Origin of the sequence: Roseovarius tolerans, assembly GCF_900109855.1 — a bacterium.
Lineage (GTDB): Bacteria > Pseudomonadota > Alphaproteobacteria > Rhodobacterales > Rhodobacteraceae > Roseovarius > Roseovarius tolerans.
The window spans coordinates 186,224-200,623 of sequence record NZ_FOBO01000006.1; the positions used below are offsets into that span (position 1 = coordinate 186,224).

Here is a 14,400-nt window from a genome sequence, read left to right on the forward strand (position 1 = left end):
ACCGAGCACAGGACGCGCGCATGAGCCCTACCGACCCTACCGACCCGATCCTTCCGCCCGACCTGCCGGGGCCGGAGGCGTTCACCGATGCCCGCGCGGCGGTGGATCGCCTGTGCCTGCTTTACGACGGCGCGACGCGGCATTTGTGCGACGCTTTCGCGCGCGCGCTCAAGGGTGATGTCCCGGCGCGGCGGGTGCGGGCGTTCTACCCCGAGATTCGCCTGACCACGACCACCTATGCCAAGATCGACAGCCGGTTGAGTTTCGGCCATGTGTCCTATCCCGGCACCTATGGGGCGACGATCTCTCGGCCCGATCTCTTTCGCGCCTATCTCGAACAGCAGATCGAATTGCTGATGGAAAACCACGGCGTGCCGGTCTCGATCGGCGTTTCGGACACGCCGATGCCGGTGCATTTTGCGGTGGCCAATGATGCCGCCCTGACAGTGCCGCAGGAGGGCGCGGCAGAGTTCACCCTGCGCGATTATTTCGACGTGCCGGACCTGTCGACAACCAATGACGATATCGTCAACGGCACATGGGAGCGGGGGACGGATGGTGTCGCGCCGCTGGCCCCGTTCACCGCGCAGCGGGTGGATTACTCATTGGCGCGGCTGGCGCATTACACCGCGACCGACCCGAAGCATTTCCAGAACTACGTGCTCTTCACCAACTACCAGTTCTACGTCTCGGAATTCGAGGGGTTCGCGCGCCGGATGCTGGCCGATGGGGCAAGCGGTTACACTGCCTTTGTCAGCACCGGCAACGCCGAGATCACCACGCCCGACGGTGAGCTGCCGATGCCCGACCGACTTCCGCAGATGCCGACCTATCACCTCAAGCGTGCCGACGGGTCGGGGATCACGCTGGTGAATATCGGGGTGGGCCCGTCGAATGCCAAGACAGCGACCGATCACATCGCGGTGCTGCGCCCGCATGCCTGGGTGATGGTCGGCCATTGCGCGGGGCTGCGCAATTCGCAATCGCTGGGCGATTTCGTACTGGCGCATGCCTATTTGCGTGAGGATCGCGTGCTCGATGCCGATTTGCCCGCCTGGGTGCCGATCCCGGCGCTGGCGGAAATCCAGATCGCGTTGCAGGAGGCGGTGGCCGAAGAAACCCAGCTGGACGGGTTCGACCTCAAGCGGGTGATGCGCACGGGCACCGTGGCGAGCGTCGACAACCGCAACTGGGAGTTGCGCGACCAGTCCGGTCCGGTGCAGCGCCTGAGCCAGTCGCGCGCCATCGCGCTCGACATGGAAAGTGCCACGATCGCGGCCAACGGATTTCGCTTCCGGGTGCCCTATGGCACGTTGCTTTGCGTTTCCGACAAACCCCTTCAGGGCGAGTTGAAACTGCCCGGCATGGCCTCTGATTTCTACAAATCGCAGGTCTCACGGCACCTGATGATCGGGATTCGCGCGATGGAATCACTGCGCCAGATGCCGCTCTCACGCATCCACAGCCGCAAATTGCGTAGCTTTGAAGAGACGGCATTCCTGTGAACCGACAGAAATCCGCACAAAATCCGCCGAAAACGCTTGCTTTTGGCCACTAGGCGTTGTGTTTAGCCACACCATAGCGTTAAATCACGCCCATGAGGCCCAAGAGACGGGCAGTTGAAGGAGACCAAGAAATGGCAAAACCAATGACCAAAACCCAGCTCGTCGCCGCTCTGGCCGAGGAAATGGGCAGTGACAAGAAATCCGCAAGCGCGGCCCTCGATGCGGTGGTCAATGTGATCACCAAGGAAGTGTCCGGCGGCGGCGCCGTGACCCTGCCGGGCGTCGGCAAGATCTACTGCCGTGAGCGCCCCGAGCGCATGGTGCGCAACCCCGCCACCGGCGAGCAGATGAAGAAAGAGGCCGACAAGGTGGTGAAGATGACCATCGCCAAGGCGCTCAAGGACAGCGTCAACGGCTGATCCGCTCTTTCGAGTTTTTGCAGAGGGTCGCCTGTCGGGCGGCCCTTTTGCGTATCCGGGGCCCGGTGATGCCGGGTTGCGCCTGTCCGGGAAATCCACAATGGTCGCGGCGGCATATGGCACGGGGCAGGGCATGGATATTCGCGCGATACTGATGGGGCTGGCCTTTGCGGTGATGTGGTCCTCGGCCTTCACCTCGGCGCGGATCATCGTGGCCTCGGCCCCGCCGCTGACGGCGCTCAGCCTGCGGTTCTTCATTTCCGGTCTTCTGGGGGTGCTGATCGCCCGGGCCCTTGGGCAAAGCTGGCAGCTGACGCGTGGGCAATGGCGGGCCACGGTGATTTTCGGGCTGTGCCAGAACACGCTCTATCTGGGGCTCAACTTCGTCGCCATGCAGACCATCGAAGCGGGGCTTGCGGCGATCATCGCCTCGACCATGCCGCTGTTGGTCGGGCTGGCGGGCAGGCTGATCTTTCGCGAGCGGATCGGCTGGATGGGGATGCTGGGCCTTGTCGCAGGCGTGATCGGTGTGGCGATCATCATGGGCGCAAGATTGCAGGGCGGTGTGGATCTCTACGGTCTCGGGCTGTGCGTCGCGGGGGTGATCGCGCTGACCTTTGCCACGCTGGCGGTGCGCGGGGCCACGTCAGGTGGCAATTTCCTGATGATCGTCGGCTTGCAGATGCTGGTGGGCAGCGCGGGGCTTGTGGTGGGGGCGGCGGCGATGGAGACCATCGAGGTCACGTGGTCGTGGCAGTTGATCGCCGCCTTTGCCTATACCACGCTGGTGCCGGGGCTGGCGGCGACGCTGGTCTGGTTCTGGCTGGTCAACCGGATCGGGGCGACCAAGGCCGCGACGTTTCACTTTCTCAACCCGTTCCTCGGGGTGGCGATCGCGGCCCTAGTCCTGAGCGAGCGGCTTGGCCCGCAGGACCTGATCGGGGTGGCGGTGATCATGGGCGGCATTCTGGCGGTGCAGTTGTCACGGCAGCGTCGGGTCTGAGCGACCGGAAGTTTAAAAAATTCCGGATCGTTTTCTTTTCAAGAAAACGGCGTCAGCCGATGGTGCCGCGCGGGCCAGAGCCGACCTGTCCGCGATGCAGGAGCAGGTGATCGAGGATCACGCAGGCCATCATCGCCTCGCCCACCGGCACCGCGCGGATACCGACGCACGGGTCGTGGCGGCCCTTGGTGACGACCTCGATAGGGTCGCCGTCGACGGTGATCGAGCGGCGCGGCGTGAGGATCGAGGAGGTCGGCTTGACGGCGAAGCGCACCACCACATCCTGCCCGGTTGAGATGCCGCCGAGGATGCCGCCTGCGTGGTTCGAGGCGAATTCGGGGCCGTGTTCGCCCATGAAGATTTCGTCGGCATTGGCGCTGCCGGTGAGGGTGGCGGCGGCCATGCCCTCGCCGATCTCGACGCCCTTGACCGCGTTGATCGACATCATCGCCGAGGCCAGATCGGTGTCGAGCTTGCCATAGATCGGCGCGCCGAGGCCGGCGGGCACGCCGCGTGCCACGACCTCGATCACCGCGCCCACCGAATCGTGGTTCTTGCGCAGGGCTTGCAGGTAGGCCTCCCACTCGGGCGCGGCCTTGGCATCGGGCAGCCAGAAATCGTTGCCGTCGATGGCGTCCCAATCGAAACGGGCGCGGTCGAGTTGCATCTTGCCCATGGCGACCATGTAGCCCTTGACCTCAATCCCCGGCACCAGTGTGGCCAAGGCCGCGCGGGCGACGCCACCTGCGGCCACTCGCGCTGCGGTCTCGCGGGCGGAACTGCGCCCGCCGCCGCGCGGATCGCGGATGCCATATTTGAGGTGATAGCTGATATCGGCATGGCCGGGGCGGAAGGTGCGGGCGATGTCGCCGTAATCGCGCGAGCGCTGATCGGTGTTCTCGATCATCAGCTGGATCGGCGTGCCGGTGGTTTGGCCCTCGTAGACGCCCGAGAGGATGCGCACGGCGTCGGGTTCCTGCCGCTGCGTGGTGTTCTTGTTCTGGCCGGGGCGGCGCTTGTCGAGCCAGTGTTGCAGCCTACCCTCATCGAGGCGCACGCCCGGCGGGCAGCCGTCGACCGTGGCCCCGAGGGCGGGCCCGTGGCTCTCGCCCCAGGTGGTGAACCGAAAGAGATGACCGAAGGTGTTGAGGCTCATGCGCGTGGCTCCTTTGTCGCTCATCTAGCCGTGGCCTGCGCCCGCCTCAAGCCATTTTGGCGGGCATTTGTCGCAAACAGGCGATATGGGCCGGGGAATCGCTATACTCTCTGGCCTCGGACCGGACGCGAAAAGGTGCAAAAACGACATCTGTCCGACCCTGAAAAAACACTGGCGCAGGGGGTAATCCCTGCTAACACTGGCGCCGGACCTGTCGGAAAACGACACCGGTCGCCCCGGCCAAAGGCCAACACGGAGGAATACCATGACCCACTCACTTCCCGAAGAGAACGTGCGCCCGATCGTGCGCAAACTGGCCGAGGACACGAAGGCCGGCAAGATGGACCGCCGCGAATTCATCGCGCTCGCCTCGACCTTCGGGGCCTCATCCGCTGCCGCCTATGGCCTCTTGGGCCTGGCCGTGCCGACCCAAGCGCAGGCGCAGGACGGCAAGAAAGGCGGCGTGCTGCGCGTGGCGAGCCGCGTGCTCGAGATCACCGATCCGCGCAAGTTCGCCTGGTCCGAGCCGGGCAATATCAGCCGTCAGTTCTGCGAGCCGATGGTGCGCTGGGCGTCGGATTTCAGCTTTCAGCCGATGCTGCTGGAGGGCTGGGAGGTCAGTGACGACGCCAAGACCTACACGCTCAAGGTGCGGCAGGGTGCTGTCTGGACCAACGGCGATGAGTTCAACGCCGATGACATCATTCACAACCTCAACCGCTGGTGCGACAAGGCGGTCGAGGGCAATTCGATGGCCGCGCGCATGGGTACGCTGATCGACCCCGACACCAACAAGGCGATTGAGGGGGCGATCGAGAAGGTTGATGATTTCACTGTGCAGCTGAACCTTCCGCGTCCTGATATCACGCTGATCGCGGGCATGTCGGATTATCCCGCACTCTGCGTGCATCGCAGCCATGGCGATGACAGCGATCTGGCGCAATCGCCCATCGGTACCGGCCCGTTCGAGCTGGTTTCCATCGAGATCGGCACCGGCGCCGAAGTCAAGCGCCGCGCCGACGGCAAGTGGTGGGGCGGCGATGTCTATCTCGACGGCGTCCGCTTTATCGATTTCGGCACGGATAATGCCTCGATCGTGGCGGCGTTCGACGGCGACGAGATCGACATCAACGACGAATCGACCGCGGATTTCATCGAGTCGTACGATGCTCTCGGGCTGGTCAAGCAGTCCAAGCCCACCGCCAATACCATCGTCGCGCGGATGCGCGCCGACACCCCGCCCTATGACAGCAAGGAGCTGCGCAACGCCATTCAGCTCGCGTGTGACAACGAGGTGCTGCTGGCGATCTCGATCAACAACGAGGGTATTCCGGCGGAGAATCACCACGTCGCACCGTTCCACCCGGAATATGCCGAACTGCCCAAGATCGCGCCCGATCCGGCAAAGGCCATCGAGATGGCCACGGCGGCGGGCCATGCCGAGACCGAGATCGACATCATCTCGATCGACGGTGACTGGCGGACCACCACCACGGATGCCATCGGCGCGCAGCTGCGGCAGGCGGGGTTCAAGGTCAAGCGGACGGTAATGCCGGGTAACACGTTCTGGAACGACTGGACGAAATACCCGTTCTCGACCACCAACTGGGGTCCGCGTCCTCTGGGGGTGCAGGTGCTTGCGCTGGCCTATCGTTCGGGCGAGGCGTGGAACGAGAGCGGCCATTCGAACCCCGAGTTCGATGCCCTTCTGGATGAGGCGCTGGGCGTGTTCGATGCCGATGAGCGGCGTGACTATTCGGCCAAGCTTCAGACGATGCTGCAGGATAGCGGGGCGATCATTCAGCCGTTCTGGCGCAATCAGGCGCTGCATCACACCGACAAGGTGAAGAATGTGAGCGCGCATCAGTTCCGCGAGATGCATTACGAGAAGGTCTGGCTCGACGCCTGATCGGGGTTCCCTCGGAAAAGACGGGCCGCCTTGGATTGGGCGGCCCGTTTGTGTTTTGGGCGTGTTGGGTGGGTCTGGATCGGACATAGCACCCTGCCAGAAGGTGCCGCGCGGTTGCAGGGCCGGGGACTGGCGATGCAACGACCGTGGCAGGTACTTTATCCCAGCCAAGTCATTCTGAACTCAACACGTCGCGCGCGCTATCAAATCGCCAGGCCGCGGGACGACCCGGCGATCGCGCGGCACCTTCGGTGCGTTTCGCGCGGGACGCGGCAACGGCATCTCTAGGCCATTCGCGCCCTCGCCCAAATGCCTACCCGAGTTCTGCCCGCAGCCCTTCCATCCGCTCGGTCAGAAGTTTTTGCGAGGTCTCGTCCTTGAGGCGTCCGTCGTCATCAAAGGCGTTCATCGCGCCTGCGATCAGCACGGCGGTGCCGGGGATGAGCCGGGCCTGATGCTGGGTGAGGCACGACAGTGTCATGAATTGCGCCGTCTCACCCCCGGTGCGCCCGGCAGAGGCCGAGACGACGACCGTAGGCTTGTCCTTGAGCGGCCATCCCGGCAGACGGCTGATCCAGTCGAGCCCGTTCTTGAGCACCCCGGTGATGCCCTTGTTGTATTCCGGCGAGCCGACCACCACCGCATCCGCCTCCTTGATCTGCGCCGCGAGGGTCTTGACCTTCTCGGGCACGCCCTCGGCCTCTTCGAGATCGCCGTTGTAGAGCGGCAGGTCGAGATCGCCCTCGATCACGTTGGCCGGGCCGAAGGCCTCGGCGGCCTGGGTCAGAAGCATCCGGTTGTAAGAGCCTTTGCGCAGCGAGCCGGAGAGAAGCAGGAGTGTGGGATGTGTCATGTATCGACCTTTCTGAAATGAACCGATGTTGCGACACAAACTGGGGCGGGTTCCGGCGTTTGGCAACTGCCGGTGCCTGCACAGCGGATGTGCGATCCCTCAGGGACCCGGAAAAACGAAACCGGCCCGCGAGGGCGCGGGCCGGATCAAATCTGCCATAGGCGTGGCGAGGGGGACGTTTTTACCAGTCCACAGGGCCTTTTTCGGCGAATTGGTGGACGAGGAAATCAATGAAGGCGCGGACCTTGGGCTGGGTGAACCGGCCCGGCGGGTAGACCGCGTAGATGCCCTGCATCTCGACCGGTAGGTCGGGCATCGCATCCTCGATCAGCCCGTCGGCCATTGCTTGTGCATAGAGGAAGGAGGGCAGATAGGCGATCCCGAGGCCGGAGATCGCGGCGTTGAGCAGCGATTGCCCGTCATTGACGCTGAGACCGCCCGCCGTGCGCACCTGCCGCTTTTCGCCCGAGGGGGCGGTCAGCTTCCAGACCGCGTTGCCCGCCTGGCTGGAATAATGCAGCAGCTTGTGCTCGTTCAACTCGTCGATCTTCTGGGGGCGTCCGTATTTCTGGAAATAGGAGGGGCTGGCGATCATCCGCTTGGTGGTCTCGGTGAGCTTGCGGGCGCGCAGCGTGCTGTCTTCCAGTTCGCCGATCCGGATGGCCATGTCGAAGCCTTCGGAAATCAGCTCCACGTAGCGGTTGTTGAGCACCATGTTGACGGTGATATCGGGGAATTCATCTAGGAAAGACCCCAGAATCGGACTGAGATGATTGACCCCGAAATCGGTGGCGACCGAGATCCGCAAGAGGCCGGAAGGGTCGGACTGCATCGAACTGACCAGCGCATCGGCCTCGCCCGCGTCATTGAGAACCCGCAGCGCCCGGTCGTAATAGGCCAGACCGATCTCGGTCGGGCTGACGCGGCGTGTCGTGCGGTTGAGCAGGCGGGCCCCCAAGCGGGCCTCAAGGGACGAAACATGCTTGGATACGGCGGATTTCGAAATGCCCATCTTGCGCGCGGCGTCGGTGAACCCTCCCTGGTCCACTACCGTGGCGAAGGCCTCCATTTCCGTCAGGCGATCCATACTGATACCTCTTCTTGCGTGTCAGCCTCTGTTCTGCCCAAGAAATCAGGCACAACTGGGGCGCTTGCCCGACAATATCTTGATATTCCCTTTATCGTTCCCGGCTGGGAAACGCAGAAACACCGACCCGTGAGCGTCGAAACACTGTGTCGCCGCGCTACCTATGCTAGTATCTGGACAGGAGGATGAACCATGACACGCATTGCAACACTCGTCACCGCTGCTCTTCTGGCGGTCGCCGCGCCCGCGTTCGCCGGGGACACGCCCGCGCCCGAGGGGGCAGAGGTCTACTTCGTCAATCTCTCGGACGGCGACAGCGTCAGCGCGCCGGTCACTGTGGTCTTTGGCCTCAAGGGCATGGGCGTGGCCCCTGCCGGGACCGAGAAGGAGAATACCGGCCATCACCATGTGCTGGTCGATCGCCCGCCGCTCGGCGAGGGGCCGGACGGGGCCGAGGAGTTGAACACCAGCCTGCCCGCCGATGACAATCATATTCATTTCGGCGGCGGTCAGACGCAGGTGAGCCTTGATCTGGAGCCCGGGCCGCACACGCTGCAACTGGTTCTGGGCGACATGAACCATGTGCCGCACGATCCGCCGGTGACGTCCGAGGTGATCACGATCACCGTGGAATAACCCGCCTCAGAGCGTGGCGGCCAGCCGCGTGCCCTGATCAATCGCGCGTTTCGCGTCAAGCTCGGCGGCCACATCCGCGCCGCCGATCACGTGGCAGGTGACGCCCTCGGCCTCGAGAGCATCGGCAAGGCTGCGCTCGCTCAGCTGTCCGGCGCAGAGCACGATGGTGTCGGCCTCGATGAGTTTGGGGGTCTCGCGCGCCTCGCCAAAACTGATGTGCAGGCCGTGCGCGTCGATACGTTCGTAGTTGACGCCGCTCAGCATCTCGACGCCCTTCATCCGAAGTGCGGCGCGGTGAATCCAGCCGGTGGTCTTGCCCAGCCGCTTGCCGGGGCGCTCGGCCTTGCGCTGCAACAGCGTCACGGCGCGGGCGGGCGGTTCGGGCTGCGGGCCGGTGGCGGCCAGCCCGCCGCGCACCTCTGCGGGATCGCCCACGCCCCATTCCTCGCGCCACAGCGACAGGTTCTCGGTCGGGCTCTCGCCCTCATGGACGAGGAATTCGGACACGTCAAAGCCGATGCCGCCCGCGCCGACCACGGCGACGCGCTTGCCCACGTTTGCCTTGCCGCGCAGCACGTCGATATAGCTGAGCACGTTGGGGCCGTCCTGCCCGTCGATGCCCGGATCGCGCGGGATGACCCCGGTGGCGATGATCACCTCGTCAAAGCCTGCAAGGTCATTCGGCCCTGCCTCAACGCCCAGCCTGACCTCGATGCCGGTTTTCTCGACCATCACCTCGAACCAGTCGACGAGGCCGTGGAATTCCTCCTTGCCGGGGATGACGCGGGCCATGTTGAGCTGACCGCCAAGCTCTGCCGCGCGGTCGAAAAGCGTCACCTTGTGGCCGCGCTCCGCTGCCGTGATCGCGGCCGAGAGACCGGCAGGCCCGGCACCGACAACGGCGATGCGTTTCGGTGTGTCGGCGGGCGCGATGGTCAGTTCGGTCTCGTGGCAGGCGCGCGGATTGACGAGGCAGGAGGTCAGCTTGCCCGAGAAGGTGTGATCGAGACAGGCCTGATTGCAGGCGATGCAGGGGGCAATGGTCTGGGCGCGCCCCGCTGCGGCCTTGTTGACGAAATCCGCATCGGCGAGGAAGGGGCGGGCCATCGAGACCATGTCGGCCGCGCCCTGCGCGATCAGGTCTTCGCCGACCTGCGGCGTGTTGATCCGGTTCGAGGTGATCACCGGAATGCTCACCTTACCCATCAGCTTTTGCGTGACCCACGCCCAGCCCGCACGCGGGACGGAGGTGGCGATGGTGGGCACCCGTGCCTCGTGCCAGCCGATGCCGGTGTTGAGGATCGTGGCCCCCGCCGCCTCGACCGCCTGGGCGAGTTGCACCACCTCGGCATGGGTGCTGCCCTCGGGGATGAGGTCGATCATCGACAGGCGGTAGATCAGGATGAAATCGGGGCCTGTGGCCTTGCGGGTGCGGCGCACGACCTCGAGCGGCAGGCGCATCCGGTTCTCGTAGGAGCCGCCCCAGCGGTCGGTGCGTTTGTTGGTGTGGGTGACGAGGAACTGGTTGAGGAAATAGCCCTCGGACCCCATGATCTCGACCCCGTCATAGCCCGCCTCGCGGGCGCGCTGCGCCGCTGTGACGATATCGGCGATCTGTTTCTCGATGCCGTCCTCGTCGAGTTCGGTGGGGGTGAAGGGCGAGATCGGCGACTTGACGGGCGAGGGGGCCACGCATTCCTTGCCATAGGCGTAGCGGCCCGCGTGCAGGATCTGCATGGCGATAAGCCCGCCCGCGTCGTGCACCCGGTCGGTGACGATACGGTGATTGGCGATATCCTCGGGGGTGAAGAGCCCCGCAGCACCCGGAAACACACCGCCCTCGCGGTTGGGGGCCATGCCGCCGGTGACCATGAGGCCCACCCCGCCACGCGCGCGGGCGGCGTAGAATTCAGCCACCCGGTTCCAGTCCCGCGTCTCCTCCAGCCCGGTATGCATGGAGCCCATGAGCACGCGGTTCTTGAGCGTCACATGGCCCAGATCGAGGGGGGCAAGAAGGTGCGGATAATCGGTCATGGCTCTCTCCCTTGGCTTATCCAAGTGATGCCGCAGCCGCGCGCGATTGTCACCCATGAACGCTGCGTTACCGGGGGGGAGGCGGGGCTGCGTCCCGGAGTTTGAGTATTTTAGCCAAGAAGAAGCCGGGGCGGGTGTTTGTCAGTCCTGATCGTCTGCGAAACTGAGGGCCGCCCAGTTGCGCCGCTCATGCACCACGCGCAAGATCACGACGTCCGGTCCGACCATGCGGTAGAAGACAAGATGTCGACCGACCGGCAGTGACCGCGCACCCGGCACGAAGACGGACCGGTCGCGCCCTGTTTCCGGAGCGGCGGCCGCGCGCGAGAAACAGGCGAATATCTCCGTGACATAGCTTTCCGCCCGCTGTTCGCCCCATGTTACCTTTGAATGATCCCAGATATCATCGAGGTCGGCCACCGCTGTGCGTGTCAGCCGAAATTCCGTCACGCTGAGGTTTTACGCTTGGCGGCAAGGAAGCTTTCCAGATCGAGATCCAAGGTTTCGCCGTTCGCCGCTTGCCGGTCGGCCTCCTCAAGGGTGGCTTTAAGGCGGTCGAACTCCAGTTCCGCCTCCTGACGCTCCAGCATCCGCAGCCCCGCGCGCAGGACGTCGCTGGTCGAGGCGTAGCGGCCGCTTTCGACGGCTCGGGCGATGAAGTCGTTGAAGTGGTCGCTGAGCACGACCGAGGTGTTGCGGGGCATGGGGTGGCTCCTTTGATCGAGGTATACCAATTATTGGTATCCGGATCAATTGGCGCTGGCGGGATCAGTCCTCGCCGTCCACCCGGCCGCGCAGCGCCTTGACCTCGCCGCGCACCTTCTTGGCCTTGAGGCGGCGTTTCTTGGCCCCCAGCGTGGGGCGCGTCGGGATGCGGCGTTTGGGTTTGACCAGGGCCTGCCGGATCAAGTCTGCCAGGCGGTCGCGCACGATGTCGCGGTTGCGGGTTTGGCTGCGGGTCTCGTCGCATTGCAGGAGGAGCGCGCCCTCCTTGGTCCAGCGGCGGCCCGCGAGCCGTTTGAGCCGGGCCTTGACCGGGCCGGGCAGGTTGGGCGAGCGCTCGGCCTCGAAGCGCAACTCGACCGCGCTCGCCACCTTGTTGACGTTCTGTCCGCCGGGGCCGGAGGCGCGGATGAACTGCTCGGTCAGTTCCCAATCCTCGATGGCGATCTGATCGGTGATCCTCAGCATGGGGCGGTCCCGTTGATGACGTGTTGGTCGATGACAAGCGTGGCAATTCAAAAGGGCCGCCCCGGCTGGGAACGGCCCTCTAGAAGCTACGGAGGTGGGCCGGTTAGGCGCACCAATCCGGGCGGCTTTCGCCTCGGGGCTGCCCTAGACGGCGGCCTCCCGAACTGTTCCGACACCTCGCTCCAATACCTCTATAGACACTGGACCACCTCCTTTCGCATTGTTAAACCTAAGCTAAGCCTGACATAAATTTCGTAGTTGTCAAAACAAAATCATGTGGTGGGCGAAAAAAGCGACGCAGGATGCTGATTTATTGATCTTGCAACACGGCCACGCATTGGCGCGGAAGATCTTCCATCGTCAACTCGCGGCGGGGTTTGGGCGGTGGCGCGTCCGGGTCGGGCGGCGGCGGGTTGAGGATGTTGCGCACCCACTGATCGGCCTCGGCGCAGCCATCGCCGGGGGGTGGCGCGGCCTGTTCCACGCAGCCCTTCGCATTGTCGGGGCAATTCAGCCGGACGTGGAAATGGTAGTGATGCCCCCACCACGGCCGGACCTTGCGCAGCCATGCGCGGTCGCCGGTCTCCTCTTTGCACATCTGCGCCTTGGCCCCGGGAAAGATGAAGATGCGCGCGGTGCGCGGGTCTTGCGCGGCGGCCTTGACGATCTCGTGATGCGCGCGGGTCCAGTTGCCGTTGATATAGGCGCCATTGGCGCGACGCATGGAAATCGACGAGATGTTTTCGCGCGCGGTGCGGTCGAGGGTGAGGTTGTCGGCGGGGCGCAGCCAGATATCGGCGTCGAGCCCCATCTGGTGGCTGCGATGCCCCGACAGCATCGGGCCGCCGCGCGGCTGGCTGATATCGCCCACATAGATGCCGTTCCAGCCCGGCTGCGCTGCGGCCTTGCGCGAGAGGTCTTGCAGCATGTCGATGGTTTCGGGGTGGCCCCAGTTGCGGTTGCGGCTGAGGCGCATGGCCTGCCATGTCGGCCCGGTTTCGGGCAGGGCGACGGCCCCGGCGATGCAGCCATTGGCGTAGCTGCCATAGGCGGCGGGGGCGTGTTCGGAGCCTTGTCCCTTCGCGCCGAAAAGCTGTTTGGCCTGCACGCCCTGCATTGCGGCCGGGATGCTCTGGCTGGAGACGATGCCGGGGGCCTGCGCCTCCGGCTCGGGTTGCGTGCAGGCCGCGAGGCCCAGACAAAGTGCTGCTGTTATGACGATCCGGCCCATTGTTCGCTGTCCCCTTCCGCCTTGACCCAGCGTAGCAGCACAAGGCCGATCAGGAAAAGGAAAATTACCGGTGAAATGCCGATCCTTGCGCTGCCCGAGAGCGAGGTCACGAGGCCGATCAGCGCCGGGGCGAGAAATGCCGTGGCCCGCCCCGAGAGGCCGTAAAGGCCGAAGTTTTCGGTCGGGGTCGCGGGGTCGGTATGGCGCACCATGAGGGTGCGGCTGGCGGCCTGAAGGGTGCCGCCCAGGCCGCCGATCAGCACGCCGCAGCCGAAGAAGATCGCATCGGGCAGGGTGGAGCCGGGGGCCAGCGGGATGCCGAAGATCTGGCTGCGATCCATGCCGACGACGATGACGCAGACCGCGATCAGGCCCCAGATCGCCACGACGATGACCGGTTTGGGGCCGAAGCGCGCGTCGAGCCTGCCGCCGACCCAGCTGAAGAGTGCGGCGGAAATCGCGCCGATGATGCCGAAGATGCCGACCGAGGTGATCGACCAGTTGAGCACGAGAATCGCATAGGTGCCGCCGAAGCCATAAAGCCCGTTGAGCGCGTCGCGGTAGAACATCGAGGAGCCAAGATAGGTGCTGAGGCTGAGGCGGTGGCGCAGGCCTTTGACCGTCTTGACCAGCAGCCCCAGCGCATCGCCGATGCCGCGCCCCGTGCCCGCAGGCCCGGTATCGCGCACCCAGAGGAAATAGGGGATCATGAACACTGCGAACCAGACCGCGGTGAAGGGCCCGACGAAGCGCGTGCCCTCACGCGTGGCGGCGTCAAGTCCGAAGGCCGGGTCAAGGCCGATCAGGGTCTTGCCGCTGGGCTGTTCGACAAAGAGCGCCAGCATGATCAGCAGCGATACCACCCCGGCGACATAGCCGAAGGCAAAGCCCGAGCCCGAGATCGCGCCGACCTCGTCCTGGGTGCCGAGCGAGGGCAGTTGCGAGTTGATGAAGATGAGCGCGTATTCCGCCCCGATGAAGCCGATGCCGAAGGCGATGAGCCCGAACCACAGGTTGGCCCCGTCCGGCGTCACGCCCCATATCGCCACCGCGCCGGTTACGTACATCGCTGAGAACACGATGATCCAGGGCAGACGCCGCCCGGTGGTGTCCGCAAAGGCCCCCATGATCGGCGCGCCGAGGCCGATGATCAGGCCGCTGATGGTCAGCCCGGTGGACCAGAGCGTCTGTGCGCGGGCGTCGGCGACGCCTTCGCTCAGCCCGGTGGACATGAAGTGATCGGAGGCGACAGAGGCAAAATAGGGGCCGAAGATGAAGGTGATCAGCAGGGTGTGATAGGGCTGGCTGGCCCAGTCGAAAAAGAACCAGCCCCAGATGCGTTTGCGTTTGGAAATACCCGTCATACCTGCCTCGCT

The 14,400-nt window shown here is 64.7% G+C and carries 14 protein-coding genes; 5 read left to right on the plus strand and 9 right to left on the minus strand.

Going from position 1 to position 14,400, the window contains the following annotated elements:
- The first annotated feature begins 20 nt into the window (after positions 1-20).
- The 3 genes from BMX04_RS08115 (at position 21) to BMX04_RS08125 (ending at position 2,927) form a co-directional block, all read left to right on the plus strand.
- Positions 21-1,505, plus strand: coding sequence for an AMP nucleosidase (locus BMX04_RS08115; RefSeq protein ID WP_074785766.1), 1,485 nt, complete (start codon positions 21-23; stop codon positions 1,503-1,505).
- A gap of 131 nt (positions 1,506-1,636) precedes the next feature.
- Positions 1,637-1,924, plus strand: a complete 288-nt coding sequence (locus tag BMX04_RS08120) for an HU family DNA-binding protein (RefSeq protein ID WP_050661002.1) — start codon at positions 1,637-1,639, stop codon at positions 1,922-1,924.
- A 133-nt stretch (positions 1,925-2,057) separates the two neighbouring features.
- On the plus strand, positions 2,058-2,927 hold the full coding sequence (locus BMX04_RS08125; protein ID WP_074785809.1) for a DMT family transporter: 870 nt from the start codon (positions 2,058-2,060) through the stop codon (positions 2,925-2,927).
- Between the two features lie 52 nt (positions 2,928-2,979).
- Here BMX04_RS08125 and aroC read toward each other — a convergent pair whose 3' ends face one another.
- Positions 2,980-4,083: a chorismate synthase gene (gene aroC, locus BMX04_RS08130; protein WP_074785767.1), complete on the minus strand. Its 1,104-nt coding sequence runs from the start codon at positions 4,081-4,083 to the stop codon at positions 2,980-2,982.
- A gap of 265 nt (positions 4,084-4,348) precedes the next feature.
- Here aroC and BMX04_RS08135 point away from each other — a divergent pair, with 265 nt between their 5' ends.
- Positions 4,349-5,992: an ABC transporter substrate-binding protein gene (locus BMX04_RS08135; RefSeq protein WP_074785768.1), complete on the plus strand. Its 1,644-nt coding sequence runs from the start codon at positions 4,349-4,351 to the stop codon at positions 5,990-5,992.
- A 313-nt stretch (positions 5,993-6,305) separates the two neighbouring features.
- Here the strand turns inward: BMX04_RS08135 and BMX04_RS08140 are convergent, their stop codons facing one another.
- Together BMX04_RS08140 and BMX04_RS08145 are read right to left on the minus strand one after the other, a co-directional pair.
- Positions 6,306-6,845, minus strand: coding sequence for an NADPH-dependent FMN reductase (locus tag BMX04_RS08140; RefSeq protein ID WP_074785769.1), 540 nt, complete (start codon positions 6,843-6,845; stop codon positions 6,306-6,308).
- Between the two features lie 181 nt (positions 6,846-7,026).
- Positions 7,027-7,932 (minus strand): LysR family transcriptional regulator, encoded by a 906-nt coding sequence (locus tag BMX04_RS08145; RefSeq protein ID WP_074785770.1) that lies wholly within the window; start codon positions 7,930-7,932, stop codon positions 7,027-7,029.
- Between the two features lie 192 nt (positions 7,933-8,124).
- On the opposite strand from BMX04_RS08145, the gene BMX04_RS08150 reads away from it, so the two are divergent.
- Complete coding sequence (locus tag BMX04_RS08150) at positions 8,125-8,568, plus strand: DUF4399 domain-containing protein (RefSeq protein WP_074785771.1); 444 nt, start codon at positions 8,125-8,127, stop codon at positions 8,566-8,568.
- A gap of 6 nt (positions 8,569-8,574) precedes the next feature.
- Here BMX04_RS08150 and BMX04_RS08155 read toward each other — a convergent pair whose 3' ends face one another.
- From BMX04_RS08155 to BMX04_RS08180, 6 genes are all read right to left on the minus strand, one after another.
- Complete coding sequence (locus BMX04_RS08155; RefSeq protein WP_074785772.1) at positions 8,575-10,602, minus strand: NADPH-dependent 2,4-dienoyl-CoA reductase; 2,028 nt, start codon at positions 10,600-10,602, stop codon at positions 8,575-8,577.
- Positions 10,603-10,743: 141 nt separating this feature from the next.
- On the minus strand, positions 10,744-11,052 hold the full coding sequence (locus BMX04_RS08160) for a type II toxin-antitoxin system RelE/ParE family toxin (RefSeq protein WP_074785773.1): 309 nt from the start codon (positions 11,050-11,052) through the stop codon (positions 10,744-10,746).
- Positions 11,049-11,306 carry a type II toxin-antitoxin system ParD family antitoxin gene (locus BMX04_RS08165; RefSeq protein ID WP_074785774.1) on the minus strand — a complete coding sequence of 86 codons (258 nt, stop codon included), beginning with the start codon at positions 11,304-11,306 and terminating at the stop codon, positions 11,049-11,051. Before BMX04_RS08165 ends, BMX04_RS08160 begins: the two co-directional genes overlap by 4 nt.
- A gap of 64 nt (positions 11,307-11,370) precedes the next feature.
- Positions 11,371-11,793 carry an alternative ribosome rescue aminoacyl-tRNA hydrolase ArfB gene (gene arfB, locus BMX04_RS08170; protein WP_074785775.1) on the minus strand — a complete coding sequence of 141 codons (423 nt, stop codon included), beginning with the start codon at positions 11,791-11,793 and terminating at the stop codon, positions 11,371-11,373.
- Positions 11,794-12,103: 310 nt separating this feature from the next.
- Positions 12,104-13,024: a penicillin-insensitive murein endopeptidase gene (gene mepA, locus BMX04_RS08175; RefSeq protein WP_074785776.1), complete on the minus strand. Its 921-nt coding sequence runs from the start codon at positions 13,022-13,024 to the stop codon at positions 12,104-12,106.
- A complete protein-coding gene (locus BMX04_RS08180) occupies positions 13,006-14,388 on the minus strand; it encodes an MFS transporter (RefSeq protein ID WP_074785777.1) in 1,383 nt (460 codons plus the stop codon). The genes mepA and BMX04_RS08180 overlap by 19 nt, the downstream gene beginning before the upstream one ends.
- Between the last annotated feature and the right edge of the window lie 12 nt (positions 14,389-14,400).

Coding starts and splice junctions, on each gene's coding strand:
- BMX04_RS08150 (WP_074785771.1), top strand. CDS start 8,125: ATGACACGCATTGCAACACTCGTCACCGCTGCTCTTCTGGCGGTCGCC.
- BMX04_RS08145 (WP_074785770.1), bottom strand. CDS start 7,932: ATGGATCGCCTGACGGAAATGGAGGCCTTCGCCACGGTAGTGGACCAG.
- BMX04_RS08155 (WP_074785772.1), bottom strand. CDS start 10,602: ATGACCGATTATCCGCACCTTCTTGCCCCCCTCGATCTGGGCCATGTG.
- BMX04_RS08140 (WP_074785769.1), bottom strand. CDS start 6,845: ATGACACATCCCACACTCCTGCTTCTCTCCGGCTCGCTGCGCAAAGGC.
- BMX04_RS08180 (WP_074785777.1), bottom strand. CDS start 14,388: ATGACGGGTATTTCCAAACGCAAACGCATCTGGGGCTGGTTCTTTTTC.
- BMX04_RS08135 (WP_074785768.1), top strand. CDS start 4,349: ATGACCCACTCACTTCCCGAAGAGAACGTGCGCCCGATCGTGCGCAAA.
- aroC (WP_074785767.1), bottom strand. CDS start 4,083: ATGAGCCTCAACACCTTCGGTCATCTCTTTCGGTTCACCACCTGGGGC.
- BMX04_RS08125 (WP_074785809.1), top strand. CDS start 2,058: ATGGATATTCGCGCGATACTGATGGGGCTGGCCTTTGCGGTGATGTGG.
- BMX04_RS08120 (WP_050661002.1), top strand. CDS start 1,637: ATGGCAAAACCAATGACCAAAACCCAGCTCGTCGCCGCTCTGGCCGAG.
- mepA (WP_074785776.1), bottom strand. CDS start 13,024: ATGGGCCGGATCGTCATAACAGCAGCACTTTGTCTGGGCCTCGCGGCC.
- arfB (WP_074785775.1), bottom strand. CDS start 11,793: ATGCTGAGGATCACCGATCAGATCGCCATCGAGGATTGGGAACTGACC.
- BMX04_RS08115 (WP_074785766.1), top strand. CDS start 21: ATGAGCCCTACCGACCCTACCGACCCGATCCTTCCGCCCGACCTGCCG.
- BMX04_RS08165 (WP_074785774.1), bottom strand. CDS start 11,306: ATGCCCCGCAACACCTCGGTCGTGCTCAGCGACCACTTCAACGACTTC.